Here is a 20676-nt window from a genome sequence, read left to right on the forward strand (position 1 = left end):
GGGCGGAGAGCCCGCCGCGGCCGTCGACGGCATCTGATACTCCGGAACTGCGTGAGCGAACTCTCGCGGGAGAGTACGGGGACGAACGCGCCCAGCGCATGCGCGATGAAGAGTGGATCGCTTGACCGCAGCGCCGTCGACCCGTCCTGCTACCGTGATCCCCAGCGTCGCGTGTCGATGGCAGTCCGTGCCAGACATGGAGGCGTGGGACCCGAGGAGGACGACCGTGACAACGGCGATCTCTTCGCCCTCTCGTGTCTGAGGGCGAGAAGACCAGGCTGATCGCCTGGGCGAATGAACTGCGCGCGGTGCACCGCCGCCTGCGCGCGGCACTGAAAACAGCACAGGATGCCGTGGCATCCGGCGCTTCCGCAGAGGTCGCATCCCGCGATCTGCTGCTGTTCTGCCATGGATTCTGCGTGGCCTTGACCGGGCATCACGAGGGCGAGGACCGCACGCTGTTCCCCGCCCTCAGTGCGGCGCATCCGGAGCTGCACGAGACGATCCGCAAGCTCATGCAGGACCACTCGATGATCGGGCATCTGATCGGCGGGCTGCAGTCGGCCGTCTCGTCGGGCGCGGCGAACACCGTGGTGGCCTCGCATCTCGAGGGCATCGCCGCCATCATGGAAAGCCACTTCCGCTACGAGGAGCGCGAACTGCTCGACGTGCTCGACGGTCTCGTTCTGGACGCGGATCCGGCAGAGGTTTTCGGTCCGCTCTGATCGCGCATGGGCACACGATCATTTCTTGAGCGGTCGTCTTCCGTCCTGTCCTCCAATCGCCGGGTGTGACATACCGGTGTACCCGCACGCGCCCTTGGTGTGTCCGAGTCCTGACGTTCGCGGACCCTGTTTAGCGTGACGCCGCGAGGAGCTTTTCTCTCGCTCACGACAAACGGAGGTTAATGAAATGCGTCAGATCTCTCGAAGGCCCTGGATCAGTGGGGGTGTGGCTGCGGTGCTGGCGGCCACCGTGATCGTTGGTTGGATACATCGCTGGTGTCGGACGATCTCCACTCCGGACAGGGTGCAGCGGTGCTGAACACGACGGTGGATTCGGCCGTGCTCAGCAGTTTCCCCACGGCGGATGGCGTCCAGACTCTCATCCAGATCTCGGACGCTGATGCACCCTCGGAGTATCGATTCCCGTTGAGTCTTCCGGAAGGCGGACAAGCCGCGCTCTTCGACGACGGCACGGTGATCATCTCAGATGCATCAGGAGTCGCCGTTAGCGGATTCCGCTCCCCCGACTTGGGCACCGAGTGGTGGGGCTACTACGTGCAACTGACGCGCGCCGAAACCAGACGTGTCGCCACGATCATCGCCAACAACCAGGGCGCCACTGTCGCTGCAGGTGTCGTCTGCAGTGCCCTCCCAGGCCCGGCAGCTTTCGGCTGCGGCGCGGCGATCGCGTTGGCCTATTTCAAAATCATCGACCCCGTCAACCGGGCGAACAGCGCAGGGAAGTGCGTCGCGTTCAACTATCCTTGGCTAGCTATCTCCAGCCCGCCGGTCGGCTGGACGACCGTCAACGCGACCACCGTCAACTGCAGGCGCTGATACTCATGGAATCGTTGAGAGGCCGACTCGTGATCAATCTGCTGATCGCGCTCTTCATCCTTTTCTTACCTCTTTTCTCGGGCAACCCCATCACCTGGTGGAACATCGGAGGGGCTGTGGCAGTCGTCGTCGTGACCCTTCTCACCCGTAAGTGGTACCTCAAGGACAAGGATTCGCGATCGGAACACTCGCCTGAGTGATGCAATCAGCCCGAGAGGGCGTCGAGCGGCCCTGCAACTCGACGCCCTCTCGTGTACTTGAACTGCCCGCGAGGGGACGAAGGATCGACGTCATGACGCCTCACGAGAGCCGACAGTCGCTCGCCAGTACTCCGTCTCTGCACTGAACACGTATCAGGGCCGGTCCGTCGCGGTGCCCTCCGGAGGTCGCACTTTCGCGCGCGGGTCGCAGGAATCCGAGGAATCCTTGCGACCCGAGCGCACAACTGCGGCAGCACGGTCACCGCGTTTCGTGTCGCCGCTGCGCTCCTCGCGCGACGACCGCGCAGCCCCGCGTGACTTCAGCCGAGCGCGGCCTGGATCTGCCCCGCGAGCTTCTCGATGGCCTTCTTGTTCTTCACGCCGTCCATGAGTGCCGGCGGACGGTTGTGGTGCACGTTCAGCGACAGGTGCACGTCGGAGCCGGATGCTGCGGGCACGACGTTCGCGCGGCCCAGCAGCTCCCAGTTCAGCAGCGTCTTCTTGGTCTGGAAGTCGATCTGCGTCCCGTCGGGGCTCTGCCCGAGAACCTTGCTCTTGTTGTCGGCGAGCACGCGCTGCACGGCAGCCGCGGTGGTCGCCGCGTCGGCGTTCGAGTGGAAAGTGGTGGTGGCTTCTGCGGACATCGTGATCCCCTCCGGTCATGGTGTGTGCTCTCACGTTATCGGAGTCGTGATCGTTCACCCGGGTGCAGGCTCGCGTTCACCTGCGAGGCCTATCTTGAGTGCGGTCGCGCGAACGCGGCCAAGATTTGCGCACTTCATTGTGCGTTAGCCACAATTTCTGGGTATGGTCGATCTGACATACCTCGATGACGAGAAAGGGCGACCATGGTCGACATCCGAAACAAGCGCTGGTCTCTTCTGGGGATCGCGGCGATCGCCGCCGTCGCCCTGAGCGGGTGCGCAGGCGAAGCCGGCGGCGAAGGCGGTTCGGGCGACGGCGGTGGCTCCGACGACACGCTCATCGTCTACACGAACTCCAACAGCGACGGCCGCGGTGAGTGGATCACCGAGAAGGCAGCGGATGCCGGCATCGACATCGAGATCGTCGGGCTCGGCGGCGCCGACCTGACGAACCGCATCATCGCCGAGAAGAACAACCCGGTCGGCGACGTCGTGTTCGGGCTCAACAACATGTTCTTCGAGCAGCTCAAGGCCGAGGAGGCCATCACCGCGTACGAGCCCGAGTGGAGCGGCGAGGTTCCGGCCGACGCGGGCGACCCCGCCGACGGTGCGTTCTGGCCGCTCGTGCAGCAGGCGATCGTGACGGTCTACGACGAGAACCGCATCTCCGACGCCCCCTCCGACGAGGAGGACCTGTGGACCGACGAGGAGTACGCGGGCCGCTACGAGGTCAACCCCGCACTGGGCCAGGCGACGCCGCAGCTCGTGCTCGCCGGCATCCTCTCCCGCCACCTCGACGAGGACGGCGACCTGGGCGTCAGTGACGAGGGCTGGGACCTGGTGAAGTCGTACTACGCGAACGGCTCCCCCGCGGTCGAGGGCACCGACCTGTACGCGCGCATCTCGCGCGACGAGGTCGACTACGGTGTGCTCCCGTCGAGCGGCATCGCCGCGCGTGACGCCGAGTACGGCACCTCGACCGGCATGATCGTCCCCGACTACGGCGTGCCGTACGTGACCGAGCAGATCGCGCAGATCGCCGGCACCGACAACGAGGCGAAGGCTCAGGAGTTCATCGACTGGTTCGGCAGCGCGGAGGTGCAGGGCGAGTTCGCCGCCGAGTTCAACGCCATGCCGGTCAACGAGGGCGCGGTCGACAAGGCCAACCCCGAGGTCGTCGAGCTCATGGACTCGCTCCCCCGTCAGGACATCGACTTCGGCTTCGTGAGCGAGAACCTCGGCGCCTGGGTCGAGAAGGTCACGCTCGAGTACATCGGCTGACCCCCGCACACGACACGACACGATCGAGGAAGACACCATGATCCGTTTCGAAGACGTCGACGTCGCCTTCGGCGATCACCGCGCGGTCTCGCACCTCGACCTGGAGATCCGGGAGGGTGAGTTCTTCACCCTCCTGGGTCCCTCGGGTTGCGGCAAGACCACGGCCCTCCGCACGCTGGCCGGGTTCGTCGAGCCCACCGGCGGACGCATCCACATCGCCGGTCGCGACGTGACGCGCGTGCCGAGCGAGAAGCGCGGCGTGGGCATGGTGTTCCAGAACTACGCGCTGTTCCCGAGCATGAACGTCCGAGAGAACATCGCGTTCGGACTCTCGATCCAGAAGACGTCGAAGGCCGAGCAGCGCCGCCGCGTCGATGAGGTCGCCGACCGCACCGGTCTCGCGCTGTCGCAGCTCGAGAAGAACGTGTCGGAGCTCTCGGGCGGCCAGCAGCAGCGCGTGGCCATCGCCCGCGCGCTCGCGCTGACCCCCAGCATCCTGCTGCTCGACGAGCCGCTGTCGAACCTCGACGCGAAGCTGCGGGTGCAGTTGCGCGAGCAGCTCAAAGACCTGCAGCACGAGGTCGGCGTGACCACGGTGTACGTCACGCACGACCAGGAGGAGGCGCTGACCCTCAGCGACCGCATCGCCGTGCTCGACGCGGGCACCCTGCAGCAGGTGGGAACGCCCGAGGAGATCTACGACCGCAGCGCCACCCCGTTCGTGTGCCGCTTCATCGGCGAGAACAACCGTCTCACCCCGGCGCAGCTCGCCGGGATCGGCGGAGGGGTGGATGCCGAGGCCGAGAGCTACGTGCGGCCCGAGAAGCTGCATCTGTCCGGCGCTGACGATGCGTCCGCCGCACCGGCGTCCCTCGACGGAACCGTCGTCGATCGCACGTACCACGGCAGCCACTCCGTCTACACGGTGACGGCGGCGGATGCGGCGCTGCACGTCAGCGTTCCCGCGGCGGCGAGCGCTCGCCAGTGGAACCCGGGCGACGCCGTGCGCGTCGACGTCGACCCGCGCTGGATCCTGCAGTACCCGGCGGCCTGACATGTCGAACGCCCAGGAACCCCGCGACCCGAAGAACACTCGGAACCCTCAGAACCCCGTGGTCCCGCCGTCTGCCGCCATGACCGGAGGTGCAGGCGCTCTGACGACCGAGGCGGTCGTCGAGGAGCAGACGCCGGGACCGCGGCCCCGCCGCAGGGGCCGCCCCGGCAGCATCCGTGCGATGCTGCGTTCGCCGCTCGCCTGGGTGACCGGCATCGTGGTGGTGTGGTTCGCTGCCGCGTTCCTCGTGCTGCCGAACGCCGCCCTGCTCGGCGTCACGTTCTTCCCCGACGGGCAGTTCAGCATCCGCGCCGTCGAGAAGCTGTTCGGCAGCGAGCGCGCGCTGAAGACCCTCGGCAACAGCTTCCTGCTCGCGATCACGCTGTCTGTCACGGTGAACGTGGTGGGCGTGTTCATCGTGCTGGTCACGAAGTACTTCCAGGTGCGCGGTGCGCGTCTGCTGTGGCTCGGCTACGCGACCACGCTCATCTACGGCGGCATCGTGCTCGCCGCGGGCTACAACTTCATCTACGGCCGCTTCGGGTTCTTCACGAACATGATGGTCAACTGGTGGCCCGACATGGACCGCGACTGGTTCTCGGGCTACTTCGCGGTCGTCTCCGTGATGACGTTCGCGACGACGACGAACCACATGCTGTTCCTGTCGTCGTCGCTCGGCAAGGTCGACTACGCCTCGATCGAGGCCGCGAAGCTCATGGGCGCCTCGACGTGGACCATCCTGCGCCGCATCGTGCTGCCGGTCATGAAGCCGATGCTGTTCGCGGTCACGGTGCTCACGTTCCTCATCGGGCTCGGGGCTCTGACGGCCCCGCTCGTGCTCGGCGGACCGGACTTCCAGACCGTCGCGCCGCTCATCATCGACCTCTCTCGGAGTCCGATCACGCGTGACATCGCGGCGCTGCTGGCGATCGTGCTCGGCATTGCGACCATCATCCTGCTCGCGATCATGAACCGGTTCGAGAAGTCGGGCGTGTACTTCTCGGTCGCGAAGGTGGCGACGCCGATCCAGAAGCAGCGGATCCGCAACCCGTTCGCGAACATCGCCGTGCACGTCGTCGCGTACCTGCTGTGGGTGATCTACCTCATCCCCGTCGTGCTGATCGTCATCTTCTCGTTCGTCGACGCGCGCAGCATCCTCGCCGGGTCGATCACCCTCGACAGCTTCACGCTCGACAACTACATCACCGTGTTCTCGAGCGCCTCGGCGATCCGCCCGTTCATCGTCAGCGTCGTCTACAGCGCCCTCGCGTCGCTGATCGTGGTCGGCGGTCTGCTGTTCGTCGCACGGATGCTGCAGAAGCACCGCAACCTGTTGACGACGGCGATCGAGTACGTGCTGCACATCCCGTGGATCCTGCCGATCGTGCTCATCGCCCTCGCGCTGGTGACCGCGTTCGACAAGCCGCTCGCGATCGTGGGAGGGTTCGTGCTCACCGGCACGCCGATCCTGCTGCTCATCGCGTACATCTCGGTGAAGATCCCGTTCACGCTGCGGCTGCTGAAGGCCGGGTTCGCGTCGGTGCCCGACTCGCTCGAAGACGCTTCGCGCATCCTCGGCGCGAAGTCGCTGACCACGTTCCGCCGGGTGCTGATCCCGCTCGTGCTGCCGACGGCCGCCGCGATCACGGCGCTCAACTTCAACAGCCTGCTCGACGACTACGACGCGGCGATCTTCCTGTACCACCCGCTGTACAAGCCGCTGGGCGTCGCGATCCAGGAGAGCACCCGCGGCGAGAACAATCTCGACGCGATGCCGATCACGTTCGTCTACACGGTGCTGCTCATGATCATCATGGGTGTCACCATGTATCTCGTGTACGGACGAGGATCGCGCGCCGGAGCGCCCCGCAAGCGGAAGACGCGCGCATGAACTCTGACTCGACGCCTGCCCTTCGGGTGACGATCTCCGACGTCGCGACCGCGGCCGGGGTGTCTCGCGCGACCGCGACCAGGGCGCTGAAGGGCGAGGGGCGGTTCGCTCCCGAGACGCAGGAGCGGATCCTCGCGGAGGCCGAACGCCTCGGGTACGTGCCGAACACGATGGCCGCCGAGCTCGCCGCCGGACGCACCGGCACGGTCGGACTCATGCTGCGCGACGCCAGCAACCCTGCGTACGGTCTGCTGTTCTCACGGTTGCAGGACGAAGCGCACCAGCGAGGACTCGACCTGCTCACCGTCACGATCGGTGCCGACGAGCAGGGTGCCAAGCAGGTCGGCGCGCTGCACCGACTGCTCGGCATGCGCGTCGCGGGGCTCATCGTCGCGACCGGCGGCATCACCACCGCGCAGCTCGAGCCGTTCGCCGACCAGGTGCCGATCCTGCGCGCCGGTCGCGCGGAGACCTCGGGGCGCATCCACTCGGCGCACTACGACGATCCGGCGCACGGGCGGCTGCTCGCCTCGCACGTGGTGTCGCTGGGGCACCGTCGGGTGGTCGTGCTCGCCGGCGACGAGGAGGTGTCGTTCCCGGAGCATCTGCGGGCGCTCGCGATGCACGAGACGCTGTCGGATGCCGGGGTCGACGTGACTCTCGTCTCGACCGGGGCGCGGCCGGAAGACGGCGTGCCCGAGGCGCTGGGTCTTGTCCGCGGCGGCGCGACCGCCGTGATGTGCGCGTCGGACTACCGGCAGCTCGCCGTCATGCGGGCTCTGCGTGACGCTGGCCTCTCGGTGCCCGGCGATGTGAGCGTGACGGGGTGCGACGGCATCCTTCCCGGCGCCGACCTGCTGGGGCTCACGACCGTGCGCATTCCCGTGGAGCAGGTCGCCGCCGCGGCCGTCGAGACCATGCAGGAGCTGCTGACCGCTGAGTCCGATGCTCCTGTGCGGCGTGGGTTCGCCGGGGAGCTGGTGCTCGGGGCGACCGCCGGAGCCCTCTGACCCCTCGCCTTTTGTTTTTCCTTGCCGTTGTTCGCAGTGCCCGTTCGCTGACACCTTTTGCCGATCTGGAAGAGACATGATCCTCACCGAACACCCCCGTCCGTCGCACACGTTCGTGCACATCTCCGACACGCACCTGCCCGGCGAGAGGTCGCCCCTCTACGGCAGCGGGGCGGATGCCGATTCGAACCTCGACCTCATGCTGTCGCGGCTGATCGCCTCAGGACTCCGGCCCGACGCGCTGCTGATGACCGGCGATCTCACCGACCGCGGGGATGCATCGGCGTACGAGCGGCTGCGGGCCCTGGTCGACCCGGCTGCGGAGGCCCTGGGGTGCGAGGTCGTGTGGGTCGCGGGGAACCATGACGACCGCGGGACGATGCGGTCTGCGCTGGCGTTGTCAGGGTCTGGCTCTGATCCGATCACCGAGGTGCGCTGGTTCGGCGGGCTGCGGGTGATCGTGGTCGACTCGACCGTGCCCGGTGCGCACTGGGGCGAGGTCCCAGCCGAGCAACTGTCGTGGCTCGCGTCGGAGCTCGCATCGCCCGCGCCCGATGGGACGCTGCTGCTCATGCACCACCCGCCGCTGCCGACCGTGCTCGACCTCGCGGTGACCGTCGAGCTGCGCGATCAGCCGGCGCTGGCAGAGGTACTGCGCGGGTCGGATGTGCGCGGCATCCTCTCGGGTCACGTGCACCACCCGTCGTTCGGCACGTTCGCGGGGATCCCCGTCGCGGTCGCGTCGTCGAGCGCGTACGGGCAGGATCTCGCGCAGCCCGTCGGCGCGACGAGAGGTCAGGATGCCGCGCAGGGCTACAACCTCGTGCACGTCTACGCCGACTCGGTCGTGCACTCCGTGGTGTCTCTCGAACGCGGCGCCGATGTGGGCGAGCCGGTCGGAGCGGAGGATGCCGGGACCCGCATCGCCGACCGCGGCATCGCCTGGCGGGATTCCTCTCCGGTTCGTTGAGCGATCGCCTTCCCTTCGCGGGTCGTTGAGCGAGCGGAGCGAGACGAAACGCCCTTCCCCAGGTCGTTGAGCGAGCGAAGCGAGACGAAACGCGGTCCCCTCCGCAGAGCACGAACCCGCTCCCTACCCCCACACTCCCGCCGCGCCGAGCGCTTCCCGCAGCTCCTCCAGGCCGACGAAGTGATGCACCACCATCCCCAACGCATCTGCACCGCCCAGCTTCGCCGCCGAGTCGTCCGTGAAGAACGCCTCCGTCGGCTCAACTCCCATGGCCTCGATCACGTGCCGGAACGCCCGCTCGTCGGGTTTCGTCCATCCGATCTCCGCCGAGTTGAACACGGCCTCGAAGTGCGAATCCAACCCCAGAGACTCCACTTCCTCCGGGATCGTGTCGGTGCCGTTGGTCAGGATGGCGGTGCGGATGCCGCGGGCTCGCAGCTCGTCCACCAGCTCGAGCACCTCCTGATCGGCCCGGAACGGCTGACTTCCCCAGGCCTCGGCCGCGACAGGGTTGCCGAGTTCCTCGCCTACCCGGTGGATCCATTCGGCGCGCGAGATCGCGCCGGTGGTGACCAGTTCGAGGTGGCTCGGGGTGAAGGCCCGGGCTTCGATCGACCCGATGGCGAGTCCGTGCTCGCGTTCGATGGTCGCGACGTTCTCGGGATCGAAGTGGCGGACCACGCCGTCGAGATCGAACAGGACGAGACGGATGGCAGACATCGGACCACGCTAACCGATGCGGTTCACCGGACCCAGGAGATGCAGGCTTCGCCGTCCGTGCGCACTCCGAGCCTCGTGACCAGGTCGGGGTAGTCCGAGAACGACTCCGTCACCTCGACGATGAATTGGCCGTCTTCTTGAGACGCGACCTCGAGAGAGTAGCTCTTGAGCTCTGGCAGGTCCGAGTTCACGCCGCCGAGAATCGGGCCGCATGAGAGGGTTTGCGCCGATTCCTCGTCGCCCGTTCGACTCGCGTCCACCCAATGCTCGGCGATCTCACGGGCGCGTTCTTCAGGGCTCAGCTCGACCGCGGTGCAGGCGACCAGCGAGAGCGAGGCAAATGCGGTGACGATGAGGAGGGCAGCGGCTCTGGCGGCCCTCCCTCGCCGGACCTCAGGAGCCATCGGAGAGAGCCCGGAACCACTGCAGGCACAGGCCGCTCTCTGAGGCGGTGCGCTCGTTCGGGTCGTCCCACTGGATCACCCGCGGCGGCTCCCACTGCGTGAAGTACTCCGGATACGCCACCCGCGCTTGATCCACTGCGTGGAGCAGGGCTTCGGCGCCGTCCAGGTCGCCTGCATCCGCGCGGTCCCACGCGGCATCCAGATTCGCGCAGGCCCAGTACTGGTAGGCGGGGCTCGCTCCCGTGACCCATTCCCCACTGCGACCGGCGGATGGGACCTTCGCCGGAAAGGCGTATCCGGAAGGGAGCACGTAGGGGAAGTTCGCGATGGCGTCGTCGTATCGGCTCTGGGACTCGGCCTGGGTGGCGGAGCCGGTCCACGAGGGAGTCGGGGTCGGCGTCGCGGAGTCGGATTGAGCCGACGATGTCGGCGTCATCGTCGGTACGGGCGCGGACGCCGCGCCAGCGGAGCATCCGGTCGCGACCGCGAGCGCCACACCCAGCACCGCCAGGACCAATGAGGTTCGCGACGCTGAGCGCATAGGGCGATACTGACAGATCCCGCGCCCGGCTCCCAGACCCGTTCACGGACTCGCGAGGACGCCCTCCTCATCGCGGGTCCACACGTTGTTGGCGCTGTCGCGGAACGACATCCCGACGATGCGGCGCTTGCGGGACTTGGTGACCGGGCGGATCTCGTCGTCGAAGGAGCGCAGCCGCGACGCGTACTTCCACGCGTAGGCCTCGAGTGTCTCCTCCAGGAAGTACGCCCCGGGCGGGAGGATCGTGAGGGTGATGGGCCGCCGCTCACGGGCGGACGAGTCGGTCACGCGCACCACGACGTCGTAGATCGCCTGCTCGGACGAATTCACGACGACGACCCCGTAGGTCCTGCGGTCGTCGGCGAGGTGGATGCGGGAGGCCACCCACGCGAAGACCTTGCTCGCCTGGGCGGAGCGTTCGCGGAGCACCGCGGACTCGTCGCGTTTGGCCTCTCGCTCGAGCAGTCGGCGGCCGTGACGTGCACCAACGATGGCGGCCGACAGCGCGCCGATGGCGGTGGCGGCGGTGACGATGTCTGCGAGGGATCCGAGTTCCATCCGCTCACCGTAGGCGCGTGGCGATGGCGGCTGGAGCCGACCTGCGGGTCGCCCCGCGCGGCATACCGATGTTCTCAAGCGAGGGTCGCGCGCGAGGCTGCTCGCTGTGGCGAGCGGATGCCGGACCGGACCCCACCTCGCATAAATGCAGGAACCCCGCTCCTATAGACGGAAGCGGGGCTCCTGCAGGATTCGGATCAGTAGCCCACAGCTGCCAGCCCGAACTCGATCTCGGTCGGGAGGAACCCCTCGTATGCGAGCTGGTCGTAGAGACCCTGACGCGAGAACGAGGAGAACTCGAGGTAAGACGCTGCCTTCTCTGCGGCTTCGGCGTTCCAGTCAGCTCCGGCGTTGTCGACAGCGAAAGTCGCGTCTTCCGTCGAGAACCCTTCGAACTCGAGCTGACCGATCAGACCTGTACGCGAGAACCCGGTGAAGCCGAGGTAGTTCTTCGCAGAGCGGATGGCGTTCTCCTGCCCGATCGTCAGCTTGGGCTTCTCCTCCAGCGCGAGTGTGATGTCCGCGCCCTCTTCGACTGACGCGCCCGCCGCGGGATTCGTGGAGAGCACCTTCGCGAGGGGGTCGGTCAGCGTCGACACAACCGGAGGATTCAGGCCGGCGCTGGTCAGCGCGACCAGCGCCTCCGCCGCCGTCATTCCGGTGACATCGGGAACCGTCACCATGACGACAGGCTCCTCTTCCTCGACAGTCGCGGTCGTATCGGTCACTGCGGCCGGCTGCTCGTCGGCCGTTGTCGTGTTGCTGTTTCCCCCGCCGTTCACCGCGTTGGCGATGCCGCCCACGATGAGAATCCCCGCAAGAACCGACCCGGCGATGATCAGCCCCTTCTTCTTGGACTTCTTCGGCGGCGCGCTAGGGGCGGCGGCCGGAAAAGCCGTCGCGCCCGGTGCGGGAGGCGCCGGCATGTGAGGCGAAGCCGCCATCCCGGGGATGCCGGTCGAGGTGTTACTCGGTACAACCTCCGTCGGAGCATCCGCACTCGGCAGAACGGCCGTGGACGAGTCGGGGGCGGGCACCGGCGGTTGCGGCTCCAACCACTGGATGCCGTCCCAGTAACGCTGTTCGTTGTTTGCGTGCGGCGCGGGGTACCAACCCGGCGCCGGATTCTGATCGGTCATCTTTCTTCCCCTCTGATGGCGTCTCCGCCTGTCAGCTCCCCCAGTGGCAGCCAAACGTGGTCGTGATGTCCCACGGGCAACGGCGCCCGTGGGGTACTGCTCCGACGATGCCCCGACGTGCATCGGGACAGCGCACGCTTATTGCGCGGTGTTCACGACACCGCGGCTCGCCTCAACCTGAACCCGCACGACCTCGACGGCCGCGAGAATCGTCGGCCCGTCCTGCGTCGAGATCGCGTCGCTGAGGGTATCGAGTGTGGTGTCGAGCGCCGACGTCGACTCAGGCCAGGACGTCGTCAGGTTCGCCGGAACGTCGAGTCCCTCCAGCTGTCCTAGGTTGAACGCCAGCTCTCCGTTATTGCTCAGCAGACGCCAGAATCCGTCTTCCTGCACTGTCACGACGATGTCGTCGAGATCCTTGAGCATGTCGTCAAGGTGCGAGTTCGCCTGCGCGCGGAACGCGACCGCGTTCACGGCCTCCTCAGTAGCAGCTGCCGCAGCCGCGGTCGGGGTCGGTGTCGGTGTCTCCACCACAGGTGCTTCGGTCTCCTGGACCACCGCAGGCGCAGTGTCAGCCTGCGGGGCATCATCGCGCCCGCCACTCCCGATCGCAGCACCGACCGACAGCAGAATGACAGCTCCAGCTGCGATACCCCCACCGATCAACCACTTCTTCGTCGCGCTTGAAGACCCTCTAGGTGCCGAGGAGACCGGCGCTCCCCCGGCGTTGTGCTGACCGGGCGGCGGCGCGAAGACTGGCGATCCTGTCGGTGCAGGGGGCGCGGTCGGCGCCGCTGCCGGCGCCGGGGGCGCGGGCCATGCGGGGAGAGTCGAGAGTGGCTGCGGTGCGGCGGGCGAGAATGGCTGCGGCACTGCGGATGGCGCCGTCGGCGGAGTGGTGTCGATCCACTGCGTTCCGTCCCAGTACCGGGTCTGCGAAGGATCTTCGGGGGTGGGGTACCACCCGGCGGGGGCGTTGCTCACATCTGCTCCATGCTGCTGAATACACCCAGTTGGGCTCGATGAAGAGTAGCGGCAAAGAGCCGCGACGGGACGATTCGCATGATCACGATTGAATGACGGTTCACCGGCGGGCTCGGAATGACGGATTCTCCCTGCGGCCTGGGATACTCGTGCTCAGGAATCGAAGAGGGGGGACCCGATGGTGGACATCGCGGCTGGTTGGTACGACGACGGATCAGGACGTCAGCGGTGGTGGGACGGGTCCACCTGGACCACCCATTACCTCGATGAACAGCCTGCACAGACGACGTCCGGCACTGTTGCCAACACAGGCGGCGCAGTCGCCAGTTGGGCGAAAGGGCAAGCTCAGCGGCTGACCGCCAAACACGATCTCGGTGCGGATGAAGACGCGGTCTGGTCGGCGGTCGGCAAGCCTCTTACCGGTATCGGGGCAGGGCGGTACAAGCTCACCGCCGAGTACCTGATCTTCGAGACGGGCACGCTGTCGTCCAAGGGGCAGCAGATTCGGGTCCGAGAGATCTTCGACGTCGATTCGTCGCAGACGATGGCGCAAAAGGCTCGCGGCCTGGGAACGATCACGCTTCGGGCCCGCAGGCCTTCGGGCGACGAGAAGGTCGTGTTGCAGGACATCCCGAACTTCCGAGAGGGCGTGGTCGCCATCAATCGCGTCTCCGATGAGGCGCGCCACGCTCACCACCTGCGCGAGAACACCTCACGCTCGTCGGTCGAGTACACCGGCGCGGTCCACGCGATGGCGCCGACGATGGTCCCCGCCGCAGCCGCTCCCGCATCAGCGCCCGGCAGCGACCTCAACTCCGAGCTCGAGCGGCTGGCCGGGTTGCGTGCGCAGGGAATCATCGATGACGAGGAGTTCACGGCCGCGAAGCGAAAGCTGCTCGGCCTATAGGCACCCTCTAGGCGCCGGCCTCGACTTGAACGATGGCTCGCGATCCATTCGTGCCAATATGAACGCGTGAGCGAGCAAGCACCAGCGGGGTGGTACCCCGACGGCCAGGGCAACGAGCGGTATTGGGACGGCTCCGCATGGACCGAACATGTGCGGACCCCGCCGCCCGTCGCCTACTCACCGCCTCCCGACCCCGGCGCGGTCGCGGTCGTCGTCGCCACGACCGAAACGAGCGAGTCGTCGAACGTGCTCTCGAAGCTCGGATCTGTCGTCAAGAAGGCTGCCGCCGACCGCAAGGCGACGAAAGAAGAGGAGGCGCGTGAGCACAGCGAACGCGCTCGGGCCGCCGGACCGCTGATGACAAGCGGAGTCTTCGGGATCTCGACTATCGAGATCTACGAGGGCGGGTACGTCCGAGTGGCCGAGGGACGGGAGGGAAACAGCCGCGCGACAGACATCACGAGGTCGACGCCTTTCGAACGACTCCGATCGATCTCCTTCGCGTCGCCGGAGACCGAGAAGCCCGAAGCGGCGTCCCCCAGCTCGTCAATCGAGGGCGCCGTAATGCAGGCAATGTCAGGCCTCGTGAAGGGCGGCAAGCTTCTGACGAAGGGCACCGCCATCGGTCTCGCCGCGTCAGGAGTCGCGCAAATCGCTGCGAACTCCGCGCGCAAGTCGAGTCTGGTGATCGCGACCGATCGCGCCATTCACACACTGACGAATCAGAAGCACAACGGCGTGTACAACGTCAGCCAGAAGGAGCACAACGCCGTGGCCCTCGCACTGGTTGAGGCAGGAAATGCAGTGCTCGGCATCGCAGGAGAGCCCGAGCCCGAAGTCACTGTCGAGGCCGTCGCCGTCGCAGCCGCTCTGCCCGCAACACCGACTCTGTCCGACCGCCTTCGCGAACTCTCGATGCTGCATCAGGAGGGCATCCTGTCCGAAGACGAATTCGCGGCCGCGAAGGCCAAGCTGATAGCGGGTCTCTAGATCCGTGCGACGGTCAGCGCTCCCCACCCCTAGTCAGGAAGTCATCGATGGCAAAGTACTCTGTCCACCAGCAACCCGTCGACACGCTCCTTTCGTGGGTGAAGTCCGGCCAAGTAGCCATCCCCGAGATGCAACGTCCCTTCGTCTGGGATTCCACGAAGGTTCGTGACCTGCTCGACTCTCTCTACAACGGGTTCCCGATCGGTTACCTGATCACCTGGCAGAGCGCGGATGTGGGGCTGAAGGATGGCTCGAAGTCGGCGTTCCGGCAGATCCTCATCGATGGGCAGCAGCGGATCACTGCGATGACCGCAGCGCTTGTAGGGCAGCAGGTCGTCGACAAGTCGTATCGAAAGAAGCGCATCAAGATCGCGTTCAACCCGTCAACCGAGAAGTTTGCGACTCTCACTCCGGTGATCGACCGGGATCCTGCGTGGATCTCCGATGTGGCGGAGTTCGTCAACGCTCCCAACTTTGCGGCCACCAAGGCGTACCTGGACGCGAACCCCGGCGTTGATGCTGACGTGGCACAGCGCTCGCTGGAGAAGCTCACCTCCATCAAGCAAGCGCAGGTCGGCATCATCACCCTCGCAGAGGATCTGGACATCGAGACGGTGACCGAGATCTTCATCAGAATCAACTCCAAGGGTGTCCCGCTGAGCAGCGCGGACTTCGCGATGAGCAAGATCGCCAGCCACGGCCAGTTCGGGGCCAATCTGCGGAAGCTCATCGATTACTTCTGCCATCTCTCCGTAGCTCCTCATGTCTACGAAGACATCGCCGCGAACGACGCGGAGTTCGCCGCCTCGCCCTATCTGAAGGCGATCAAGTGGCTCAAGGATGACTCGTCCGACCTGTACGACCCGAGCTACACCGACGTCATCCGAGTTGCGGGAATCAAGGAGTTCGGACGAGGCAAGGTGTCGGCGCTGGTCAGCGTGCTGTCCGGTCGCGACTTCGAGACGCGGTCCTTCGACGAGCAGCTCGCGATCGAATCGTTCGAGCGCCTTGAGCGAGTGCTGCTGGAGATCGTCAACCAGCGGAACTTCCAGCAGTTCACCCTGACGATCCGGTCGGCGGGATTCACTGCAGCGCGACTGATCAGCTCGAAGAATGCCCTCAATTTCGCCTACGGGCTGTATCTGAAGCTGCGTTCCGGCGGTATGAACGAAGCGGACATCAAATATGTCGTCCGTCGATGGTTCGTCATGTCGATCCTGACGGGTCGATACACGGGGAGCTTTGAGACCGCTTTCGAGGCGGACATCAAGCGCGTCGAGGACGTGGGCGCCCGCAAGGCACTGGAAGAAATCGAGGCGTCACAACTCGCCTCGAACTTCTGGGAGGTTGCTTTGCCGATGGACATGAAGTCGTCGAGCGTGCGTAGCCCGTACTTCCTGACCTTCCTCGCGGCACAGGTGCACACGGGCGCGAAGGGCTTCCTGTCGAAGAACATCACCGTGTCGAGCATGATCGACGAGGTCGGCGACATTCACCACATCGTTCCGAAGAACTACCTGATCAAGAGCGGTATCAACGACCGCAGCGAGTACAACCAGATCGCGAACTACGCGTTGACGGAGACTCCGATCAACATTGCGATCAAGGACCGCGAGCCCGCCGACTATATGGCTCTCGTCGATGCGCAGGTCGCGTCGGGCGATCTACGCCTTGGCGAGATCAGCGATGCAGCTGCGCTGGCGCGTAGTTTCCGGGAGAACGCCGTCCCCGTGGAACTCCGCGACACTACCGCAGCGACGTACGAGGACTTCCTCGTGCGCCGCCGCGCGCTCATGGCCGCATACATCCGGGATTACTACCAGTCGCTATAGGGAGCACGGGCGGCGCGACCGCCCCCCTCACGGAATCACAATCACCTTGCCCGCGATCCGTCCCTCCGCAGCTTCGGCGTGCACCGCCGGCAGCTCGTCGAGCGGAACGCGGCGCGTGACCTCGACGGTCAGCACCCCGGCATCCACCAGTCCCACGAGTTCGCGCAGCTTGTCGGCGTCGCTCTGCACGAACACGACGACCGAGCGCACGCCGCGGTCGGCGTCGTCGGGAGCGGGCATCCACGCGGTCGTGCTGACGACGACTCCCCCGTCGCGCACGAGGCCGACCAGAGCGGTGAACTCGTCGGGTTCGATGGGGGCGAGGTTGAGCAACAGGTCGACCTGGTCGGTGACAGCATCCTGCACCGTGGACTGTGTGCGGTCGATGATCTCGTCCGCGCCGGCTGCGCGCACGGCATCCGCGCTTCGCGGGCTCGCGGTCGCGATGACGGAGGCGCCTGCGCGCTTGGCGAGGGCGATCGCGTACTTGCCGACGACTCCGCCGGCGCCGATGATGAGCACGCGCTGGCCTGCTTCGAGCCCGCCGTCGTCGAACAGCGCCTGGCGCGCGGTGAGGGCGACCGACGGGAGTGCGGCGGCATCTGCCAGCGGAACGCTTGTGGGCGCCGCGACGATCGAGTCGGCGGGAGCGACGACGTACTCGGCGGCGCCTCCGTCGTCGGTCATCGGCAGGAACCCGATCACCGGGTCGCCGACCGCGAAGTCCTCGACGCCGTCGCCGATGGCGTCGATCGTTCCGGACACGTCGTATCCGGGGACGTGCGGGAGCTTCACCGGGATCGGCAGGAATCCGGCGCGCATGCCGTTGTCGGCGGCGTTGAAAGCGGATGCTGCGACGCGCAGCCGCACCTGACCCGCCGCCGGAGTGGGCTGCTCGATCTGCTCGATGCGGAGCACCTCGGGACCGCCGACCTCGTGGAACCGTACTGCCTTCATGATTTCTTCCCTTTCGTAAGTACTTCGAATTCGAAGCATATGGCAACGGTAGCACTGCTTCGAATTCGAAGCAACCTATACTGGGTTCATGAGTCGTCCCCTGCAGCTGTCCCCGCTCGAGCTCTCGGCGTACTTCGCGTTCACCGAGGTCAGCAGCCTGCTGCGGCACGAGGTCGAGAAGCAGCTGCGCGATGTCGGCAAGCTCAGCTACGTGCAGTTTCAGCTGCTCGCGCGGCTCGGCGACGCTCCCGGTGGGTCGCAGCGGATGACCGACCTCGCGGACGGCGTCGTCTACAGCCGGAGCGGGGTGACGTATCAGGCGCAAGTGTTGGAGGAGCGGGGGCTGGTGACGCGGGCTCCGTCACCGGAGGACGAGCGCAGCACCATCGTCACCATCACGGATGCCGGGCGGGACGTGCTGGCGAAGGTGTTCCCCGGGCACATCGGCGTGGTGCGGAGCATGCTGTTCGACTCGCTCGACGCGGGGGATGTCGAGGTGCTGGAACGGGTGATGGGGCGGGTCAGTGGTCATCTGCGGGCGGGACCGCCTCGGAGTGCCGGGGCGCGGAGGCGGAAGAGCGAGTAGGTCAACGATGCACATTCGAACTCGACCCGCGAGTCGTGGGCGAGGCACTCTCGGGCCGCGTCATCCGTCCGCGCGACGAGGAGCTCGACGTTACCCACCCAACCGCGCGTGAGGCGTGCGCAGAGTCCCGCGGTGATCCGTACCCCGTCCCGGCCGTTGAGGGATCGACGGTGTCGCCTTGCACGTCGACCTGACTCCGATCGACTCGCCGCTGCTGCATGGCGTCGTTGATCGTATCCGCCTCAGCATTCGAGCCGGAGAACAGCGTCAGCCGCTAAACTCGTGCGTGCCAGTCGGAGTATAGGTCGACCATCCGCTCACGCGCGGAGTCGTGATGCTCGACCCGATCGACCCGACCGTGTTCGGCAAGCTCGCTCGCAACCACTAGAGCATGCTCGCGATCGCCCGCATCCCGGATGCGCAGTGTGAGCGTCGCGTAGTCGGGATCGCAGAACCGGTGCACCGTGTCGAGCTCGATCGCAGCGTTCGCGTGCCGGATCGCGGAACCCATCGCACCCGCATGTCCGACCGGCAACGCCTGACGGGTGTCACCCACCTGTGTGCGTCGCATCGCCGCCCGCTTGTCAGGCGAGCCGCCGGTCGTCCTGTGCTCGTCGACGACGGCCTAGCTTGCCGCGACACCTCCTTTGAGTCTCCTTGCGCATCGCGAGTAGAGGTGTCGAGCTTGGGTGGAAGGCGTCGCGAGGCTTTGCGGACGGCGGCCCTACCGCGCCGCCGAGCTCGCGGCGCGCACCGTTTGAACGATCGTGGCCGCGGCGTCCACGGGCGCGATGTGCTCCCAGATCCGCAAGACCGTCCATCCGGCGGTTGCAAGCAGTGCGTCCGTCTCGCGGTCACGAGCCATGTTTCGCGCGAGCTTCGGAATCCAGTAGTCGCTGTTCGATGCGGGGACGGTGCCGTGGGTTGGACACGAGTGCCAGAAGCATCCGTCTATGAACACCGCGATCCGCAGCCGAGAGAACACGATGTCGGCCCGTCGTCTGCCGCCAAGCGGGGCGAAATCCACTCGATAGCGAAGACCGGCTCGGTGAATCAGTGAGCGAACAGCCAACTCTGGCTTAGTATCGCGCCGGCGGTTGCCCATCATTGTTCGGCGCGCTGCGTCGCTGGAGGCCCATGACATCGTCACCTCAGGAGGGTAACCGGCGTTCCGCGCGTCGGGAAGGGCGGGTGTCGGTACCAAACCATACGATGGCCGAAGGCGCCCCAGTATCGGCCGCGTCGGCCGTTGCGACAAGGGTGCCGTAAGCTGCAGATAGACAGTGGCTCTTCGACTGGATGGAACACAGTGTCGCAACTCTCATTCACGATGGGTGAACTCTTTTCTGGGCCGGGCGGTATGGCGCTTGGTGCTCACAACGCCGCCGCCGCGACCGGTGTTGAGCTGTTGCACGCTTGGGCGAACGACTACGACCAGAGCACATGCGAGACGTACATCGACAACATTCCCGGGGCTAGTAAAGCGACTGTCACATGCCTGAACGTCCGGGACTATCCGATCGAGCAGCAGAGCAAGGTGAGCGGATTCGCATTCGGCTTCCCCTGCAATGACTACAGCCTTGTCGGCGAGTGGCGTGGACTCGATGGCAAGTACGGTCCGCTCTACTCCTACGGCGTGCGTGTGCTCGACCACCACAACCCGGACTGGTTCGTGGCTGAGAACGTGTCCGGGCTCCAGAGCGCGAATGCGGGCCGTGCCTTCCGGCTGATCCTGGATGAGCTGTCCGCGGCAGGCGACTTCGGTTATCGCCTATATCCCCATCTCTACAGCTTCGAAGAGTACGGCGTCCCTCAGAAGCGGAGGCGGATCATCGTCGTCGGTGTGCGCAACGATCTTGACGTCGACTTCCGGGTGCCCAGCCCCGCGCTTTACGCAGGACTAGATGTCTCCGCGCGCACCGCCCTCACTGTCCCTCCTGTCGGCGGCAATCTTCCTAACAATGAACGGACTCGACAGTCAGCTCAGGTCGTCGAACGGCTCGACCACATTCGGCCGGGGGAGAACGCCTTCAACGCCGATCTGCCCGCCCATCTGCGACTCAACGTGAAGGGGGCCACGATCAGCCAGATCTACCGGAGGCTCCACCCGAACGAGCCTGCCTACACCGTGACGGGCTCTGGCGGTGGTGGCACGCATGTCTATCACTGGGATGAGTCGCGGGCATTGACCAACCGGGAGCGCGCGCGCCTGCAGTCCTTCCCCGATAGCTTTGTGTTCAAGGGCACGAAGGAGAGCGTCCGCCGCCAGGTCGGAATGGCAGTGCCCGTGAAGGGCGCAGAGGCTGTCTTCACCGCACTCTTCCGTTCGTTTAGTGGACAACCGTATCCAGGCATCGACGCGAACCTGGCTCATCTCGTATTGTCGGATCGCAGCTTCGCGCGCGCGTAGGGCCACGTTTCTTCTGCCCCTCGGCGTCGAGCACGG

Annotated in this window: 23 protein-coding genes and 1 pseudogene; 13 read left to right on the forward strand and 11 right to left on the reverse strand. The window is 66.1% G+C overall.

Annotated elements, in window-relative coordinates; translation table 11 throughout:
- Nucleotides 1-254 precede the first annotated feature (254 nt).
- The 3 genes from MRBLWO14_RS07830 to MRBLWO14_RS07840 all read left to right on the forward strand — a co-directional run bounded on the left by MRBLWO14_RS07830 (nucleotide 255) and on the right by MRBLWO14_RS07840 (nucleotide 1762).
- Nucleotides 255-725, forward strand: a complete 471-nt coding sequence (locus tag MRBLWO14_RS07830; protein WP_341935892.1) for a hemerythrin domain-containing protein — start codon at nucleotides 255-257, stop codon at nucleotides 723-725.
- 276 nt (nucleotides 726-1001) lie between these two features.
- A complete protein-coding gene (locus MRBLWO14_RS07835) occupies nucleotides 1002-1562 on the forward strand; it encodes a hypothetical protein (RefSeq protein ID WP_341935893.1) in 561 nt (186 codons plus the stop codon).
- A 29-nt stretch (nucleotides 1563-1591) separates the two neighbouring features.
- Nucleotides 1592-1762: a hypothetical protein gene (locus tag MRBLWO14_RS07840; RefSeq protein WP_341935894.1), complete on the forward strand. Its 171-nt coding sequence runs from the start codon at nucleotides 1592-1594 to the stop codon at nucleotides 1760-1762.
- 320 nt (nucleotides 1763-2082) lie between these two features.
- Here MRBLWO14_RS07840 and MRBLWO14_RS07845 read toward each other — a convergent pair whose 3' ends face one another.
- Entirely contained in the window at nucleotides 2083-2406 is a 324-nt protein-coding gene (locus MRBLWO14_RS07845; protein WP_341935895.1) for a hypothetical protein, read from the reverse strand.
- 204 nt (nucleotides 2407-2610) lie between these two features.
- Between MRBLWO14_RS07845 and MRBLWO14_RS07850 the strand changes: the two genes are divergently transcribed.
- The 5 genes from MRBLWO14_RS07850 (at nucleotide 2611) to MRBLWO14_RS07870 (ending at nucleotide 8612) form a co-directional block, all read left to right on the forward strand.
- Nucleotides 2611-3687 (forward strand): extracellular solute-binding protein, encoded by a 1077-nt coding sequence (locus MRBLWO14_RS07850; RefSeq protein WP_341935896.1) that lies wholly within the window; start codon nucleotides 2611-2613, stop codon nucleotides 3685-3687.
- A gap of 37 nt (nucleotides 3688-3724) precedes the next feature.
- The gene (locus tag MRBLWO14_RS07855; RefSeq protein WP_341935897.1) at nucleotides 3725-4741 is read left to right on the forward strand and encodes an ABC transporter ATP-binding protein; all 1017 of its coding nucleotides are present in this window, start codon (nucleotides 3725-3727) and stop codon (nucleotides 4739-4741) included.
- A gap of 79 nt (nucleotides 4742-4820) precedes the next feature.
- Nucleotides 4821-6632: an iron ABC transporter permease gene (locus MRBLWO14_RS07860; RefSeq protein WP_341935898.1), complete on the forward strand. Its 1812-nt coding sequence runs from the start codon at nucleotides 4821-4823 to the stop codon at nucleotides 6630-6632.
- Nucleotides 6629-7642: a LacI family DNA-binding transcriptional regulator gene (locus MRBLWO14_RS07865; protein ID WP_341935899.1), complete on the forward strand. Its 1014-nt coding sequence runs from the start codon at nucleotides 6629-6631 to the stop codon at nucleotides 7640-7642. The genes MRBLWO14_RS07860 and MRBLWO14_RS07865 overlap by 4 nt, the downstream gene beginning before the upstream one ends.
- A 76-nt stretch (nucleotides 7643-7718) precedes the next feature.
- On the forward strand, nucleotides 7719-8612 hold the full coding sequence (locus MRBLWO14_RS07870) for a phosphodiesterase (protein ID WP_341935900.1): 894 nt from the start codon (nucleotides 7719-7721) through the stop codon (nucleotides 8610-8612).
- Nucleotides 8613-8735: 123 nt separating this feature from the next.
- Here the strand turns inward: MRBLWO14_RS07870 and MRBLWO14_RS07875 are convergent, their stop codons facing one another.
- The 7 genes and pseudogenes from MRBLWO14_RS07875 to MRBLWO14_RS07905 form a co-directional block, all read right to left on the reverse strand.
- Nucleotides 8736-9332 carry an HAD family phosphatase gene (locus tag MRBLWO14_RS07875; protein ID WP_341935901.1) on the reverse strand — a complete coding sequence of 199 codons (597 nt, stop codon included), beginning with the start codon at nucleotides 9330-9332 and terminating at the stop codon, nucleotides 8736-8738.
- 23 nt (nucleotides 9333-9355) lie between these two features.
- Nucleotides 9356-9736, reverse strand: a complete 381-nt coding sequence (locus MRBLWO14_RS07880; RefSeq protein WP_341935902.1) for a hypothetical protein — start codon at nucleotides 9734-9736, stop codon at nucleotides 9356-9358.
- The gene (locus MRBLWO14_RS07885; RefSeq protein ID WP_341935903.1) at nucleotides 9726-10277 is read right to left on the reverse strand and encodes a hypothetical protein; all 552 of its coding nucleotides are present in this window, start codon (nucleotides 10275-10277) and stop codon (nucleotides 9726-9728) included. The genes MRBLWO14_RS07880 and MRBLWO14_RS07885 overlap by 11 nt, the downstream gene beginning before the upstream one ends.
- A 42-nt stretch (nucleotides 10278-10319) precedes the next feature.
- Nucleotides 10320-10835, reverse strand: coding sequence for a hypothetical protein (locus MRBLWO14_RS07890; RefSeq protein WP_341935904.1), 516 nt, complete (start codon nucleotides 10833-10835; stop codon nucleotides 10320-10322).
- Nucleotides 10836-11032: 197 nt separating this feature from the next.
- Nucleotides 11033-11974 (reverse strand): Ltp family lipoprotein, encoded by a 942-nt coding sequence (locus MRBLWO14_RS07895; protein ID WP_341935905.1) that lies wholly within the window; start codon nucleotides 11972-11974, stop codon nucleotides 11033-11035.
- Between the two features lie 138 nt (nucleotides 11975-12112).
- On the reverse strand, nucleotides 12113-12640 hold the full coding sequence (locus tag MRBLWO14_RS07900; protein ID WP_341936252.1) for a hypothetical protein: 528 nt from the start codon (nucleotides 12638-12640) through the stop codon (nucleotides 12113-12115).
- A gap of 219 nt (nucleotides 12641-12859) precedes the next feature.
- A pseudogene (locus MRBLWO14_RS07905) lies at nucleotides 12860-12958 on the reverse strand (DUF2510 domain-containing protein); the annotation flags it as partial.
- A gap of 178 nt (nucleotides 12959-13136) precedes the next feature.
- Between MRBLWO14_RS07905 and MRBLWO14_RS07910 the strand changes: the two are divergent.
- The 3 genes from MRBLWO14_RS07910 (at nucleotide 13137) to MRBLWO14_RS07920 (ending at nucleotide 16687) form a co-directional block, all read left to right on the forward strand.
- Nucleotides 13137-13865 (forward strand): SHOCT domain-containing protein, encoded by a 729-nt coding sequence (locus MRBLWO14_RS07910; protein ID WP_341935906.1) that lies wholly within the window; start codon nucleotides 13137-13139, stop codon nucleotides 13863-13865.
- 66 nt (nucleotides 13866-13931) lie between these two features.
- Nucleotides 13932-14855 carry a DUF2510 domain-containing protein gene (locus tag MRBLWO14_RS07915; RefSeq protein WP_341935907.1) on the forward strand — a complete coding sequence of 308 codons (924 nt, stop codon included), beginning with the start codon at nucleotides 13932-13934 and terminating at the stop codon, nucleotides 14853-14855.
- A 47-nt stretch (nucleotides 14856-14902) separates the two neighbouring features.
- Nucleotides 14903-16687 (forward strand): DUF262 domain-containing protein, encoded by a 1785-nt coding sequence (locus MRBLWO14_RS07920; RefSeq protein ID WP_341935908.1) that lies wholly within the window; start codon nucleotides 14903-14905, stop codon nucleotides 16685-16687.
- Between the two features lie 27 nt (nucleotides 16688-16714).
- On the opposite strand, the gene MRBLWO14_RS07925 is transcribed toward MRBLWO14_RS07920, so the two are convergent.
- Nucleotides 16715-17644 carry an NADP-dependent oxidoreductase gene (locus MRBLWO14_RS07925; RefSeq protein WP_341935909.1) on the reverse strand — a complete coding sequence of 310 codons (930 nt, stop codon included), beginning with the start codon at nucleotides 17642-17644 and terminating at the stop codon, nucleotides 16715-16717.
- A gap of 88 nt (nucleotides 17645-17732) precedes the next feature.
- On the opposite strand from MRBLWO14_RS07925, the gene MRBLWO14_RS07930 reads away from it, so the two are divergent.
- A complete protein-coding gene (locus tag MRBLWO14_RS07930; RefSeq protein ID WP_341935910.1) occupies nucleotides 17733-18230 on the forward strand; it encodes a MarR family winged helix-turn-helix transcriptional regulator in 498 nt (165 codons plus the stop codon).
- 274 nt (nucleotides 18231-18504) lie between these two features.
- On the opposite strand, the gene MRBLWO14_RS07935 is transcribed toward MRBLWO14_RS07930, so the two are convergent.
- Both MRBLWO14_RS07935 and MRBLWO14_RS07940 read right to left on the reverse strand, forming a co-directional pair.
- Nucleotides 18505-18801, reverse strand: a complete 297-nt coding sequence (locus MRBLWO14_RS07935; RefSeq protein WP_341935911.1) for an AAA family ATPase — start codon at nucleotides 18799-18801, stop codon at nucleotides 18505-18507.
- A 153-nt stretch (nucleotides 18802-18954) separates the two neighbouring features.
- The gene (locus tag MRBLWO14_RS07940; RefSeq protein WP_341936180.1) at nucleotides 18955-19374 is read right to left on the reverse strand and encodes a very short patch repair endonuclease; all 420 of its coding nucleotides are present in this window, start codon (nucleotides 19372-19374) and stop codon (nucleotides 18955-18957) included.
- Nucleotides 19375-19560: 186 nt separating this feature from the next.
- On the opposite strand from MRBLWO14_RS07940, the gene dcm reads away from it, so the two are divergent.
- Nucleotides 19561-20640 (forward strand): DNA (cytosine-5-)-methyltransferase, encoded by a 1080-nt coding sequence (gene dcm, locus MRBLWO14_RS07945; protein ID WP_341935912.1) that lies wholly within the window; start codon nucleotides 19561-19563, stop codon nucleotides 20638-20640.
- Nucleotides 20641-20676 lie beyond the last annotated feature (36 nt).

Origin of the sequence: Microbacterium sp. LWO14-1.2, assembly GCF_038397715.1 — a bacterium.
GTDB lineage: Bacteria > Actinomycetota > Actinomycetes > Actinomycetales > Microbacteriaceae > Microbacterium.

Excerpts from the sequence above, each read along its gene's own strand:
- MRBLWO14_RS07845 (WP_341935895.1), bottom strand. The coding sequence starts at position 2,406 with ATGTCCGCAGAAGCCACCACCACTTTCCACTCGAACGCCGACGCGGCG.
- MRBLWO14_RS07850 (WP_341935896.1), top strand. The coding sequence starts at position 2,611 with ATGGTCGACATCCGAAACAAGCGCTGGTCTCTTCTGGGGATCGCGGCG.
- MRBLWO14_RS07855 (WP_341935897.1), top strand. The coding sequence starts at position 3,725 with ATGATCCGTTTCGAAGACGTCGACGTCGCCTTCGGCGATCACCGCGCG.
- MRBLWO14_RS07860 (WP_341935898.1), top strand. The coding sequence starts at position 4,821 with ATGACCGGAGGTGCAGGCGCTCTGACGACCGAGGCGGTCGTCGAGGAG.
- MRBLWO14_RS07865 (WP_341935899.1), top strand. The coding sequence starts at position 6,629 with ATGAACTCTGACTCGACGCCTGCCCTTCGGGTGACGATCTCCGACGTC.
- MRBLWO14_RS07870 (WP_341935900.1), top strand. The coding sequence starts at position 7,719 with ATGATCCTCACCGAACACCCCCGTCCGTCGCACACGTTCGTGCACATC.
- MRBLWO14_RS07875 (WP_341935901.1), bottom strand. The coding sequence starts at position 9,332 with ATGTCTGCCATCCGTCTCGTCCTGTTCGATCTCGACGGCGTGGTCCGC.
- MRBLWO14_RS07880 (WP_341935902.1), bottom strand. The coding sequence starts at position 9,736 with ATGGCTCCTGAGGTCCGGCGAGGGAGGGCCGCCAGAGCCGCTGCCCTC.
- MRBLWO14_RS07885 (WP_341935903.1), bottom strand. The coding sequence starts at position 10,277 with ATGCGCTCAGCGTCGCGAACCTCATTGGTCCTGGCGGTGCTGGGTGTG.
- MRBLWO14_RS07890 (WP_341935904.1), bottom strand. The coding sequence starts at position 10,835 with ATGGAACTCGGATCCCTCGCAGACATCGTCACCGCCGCCACCGCCATC.
- MRBLWO14_RS07895 (WP_341935905.1), bottom strand. The coding sequence starts at position 11,974 with ATGACCGATCAGAATCCGGCGCCGGGTTGGTACCCCGCGCCGCACGCA.
- MRBLWO14_RS07910 (WP_341935906.1), top strand. The coding sequence starts at position 13,137 with ATGGTGGACATCGCGGCTGGTTGGTACGACGACGGATCAGGACGTCAG.
- MRBLWO14_RS07920 (WP_341935908.1), top strand. The coding sequence starts at position 14,903 with ATGGCAAAGTACTCTGTCCACCAGCAACCCGTCGACACGCTCCTTTCG.
- MRBLWO14_RS07925 (WP_341935909.1), bottom strand. The coding sequence starts at position 17,644 with ATGAAGGCAGTACGGTTCCACGAGGTCGGCGGTCCCGAGGTGCTCCGC.
- MRBLWO14_RS07930 (WP_341935910.1), top strand. The coding sequence starts at position 17,733 with ATGAGTCGTCCCCTGCAGCTGTCCCCGCTCGAGCTCTCGGCGTACTTC.
- MRBLWO14_RS07935 (WP_341935911.1), bottom strand. The coding sequence starts at position 18,801 with ATGCGACGCACACAGGTGGGTGACACCCGTCAGGCGTTGCCGGTCGGA.
- MRBLWO14_RS07940 (WP_341936180.1), bottom strand. The coding sequence starts at position 19,374 with ATGTCATGGGCCTCCAGCGACGCAGCGCGCCGAACAATGATGGGCAAC.
- dcm (WP_341935912.1), top strand. The coding sequence starts at position 19,561 with ATGGGTGAACTCTTTTCTGGGCCGGGCGGTATGGCGCTTGGTGCTCAC.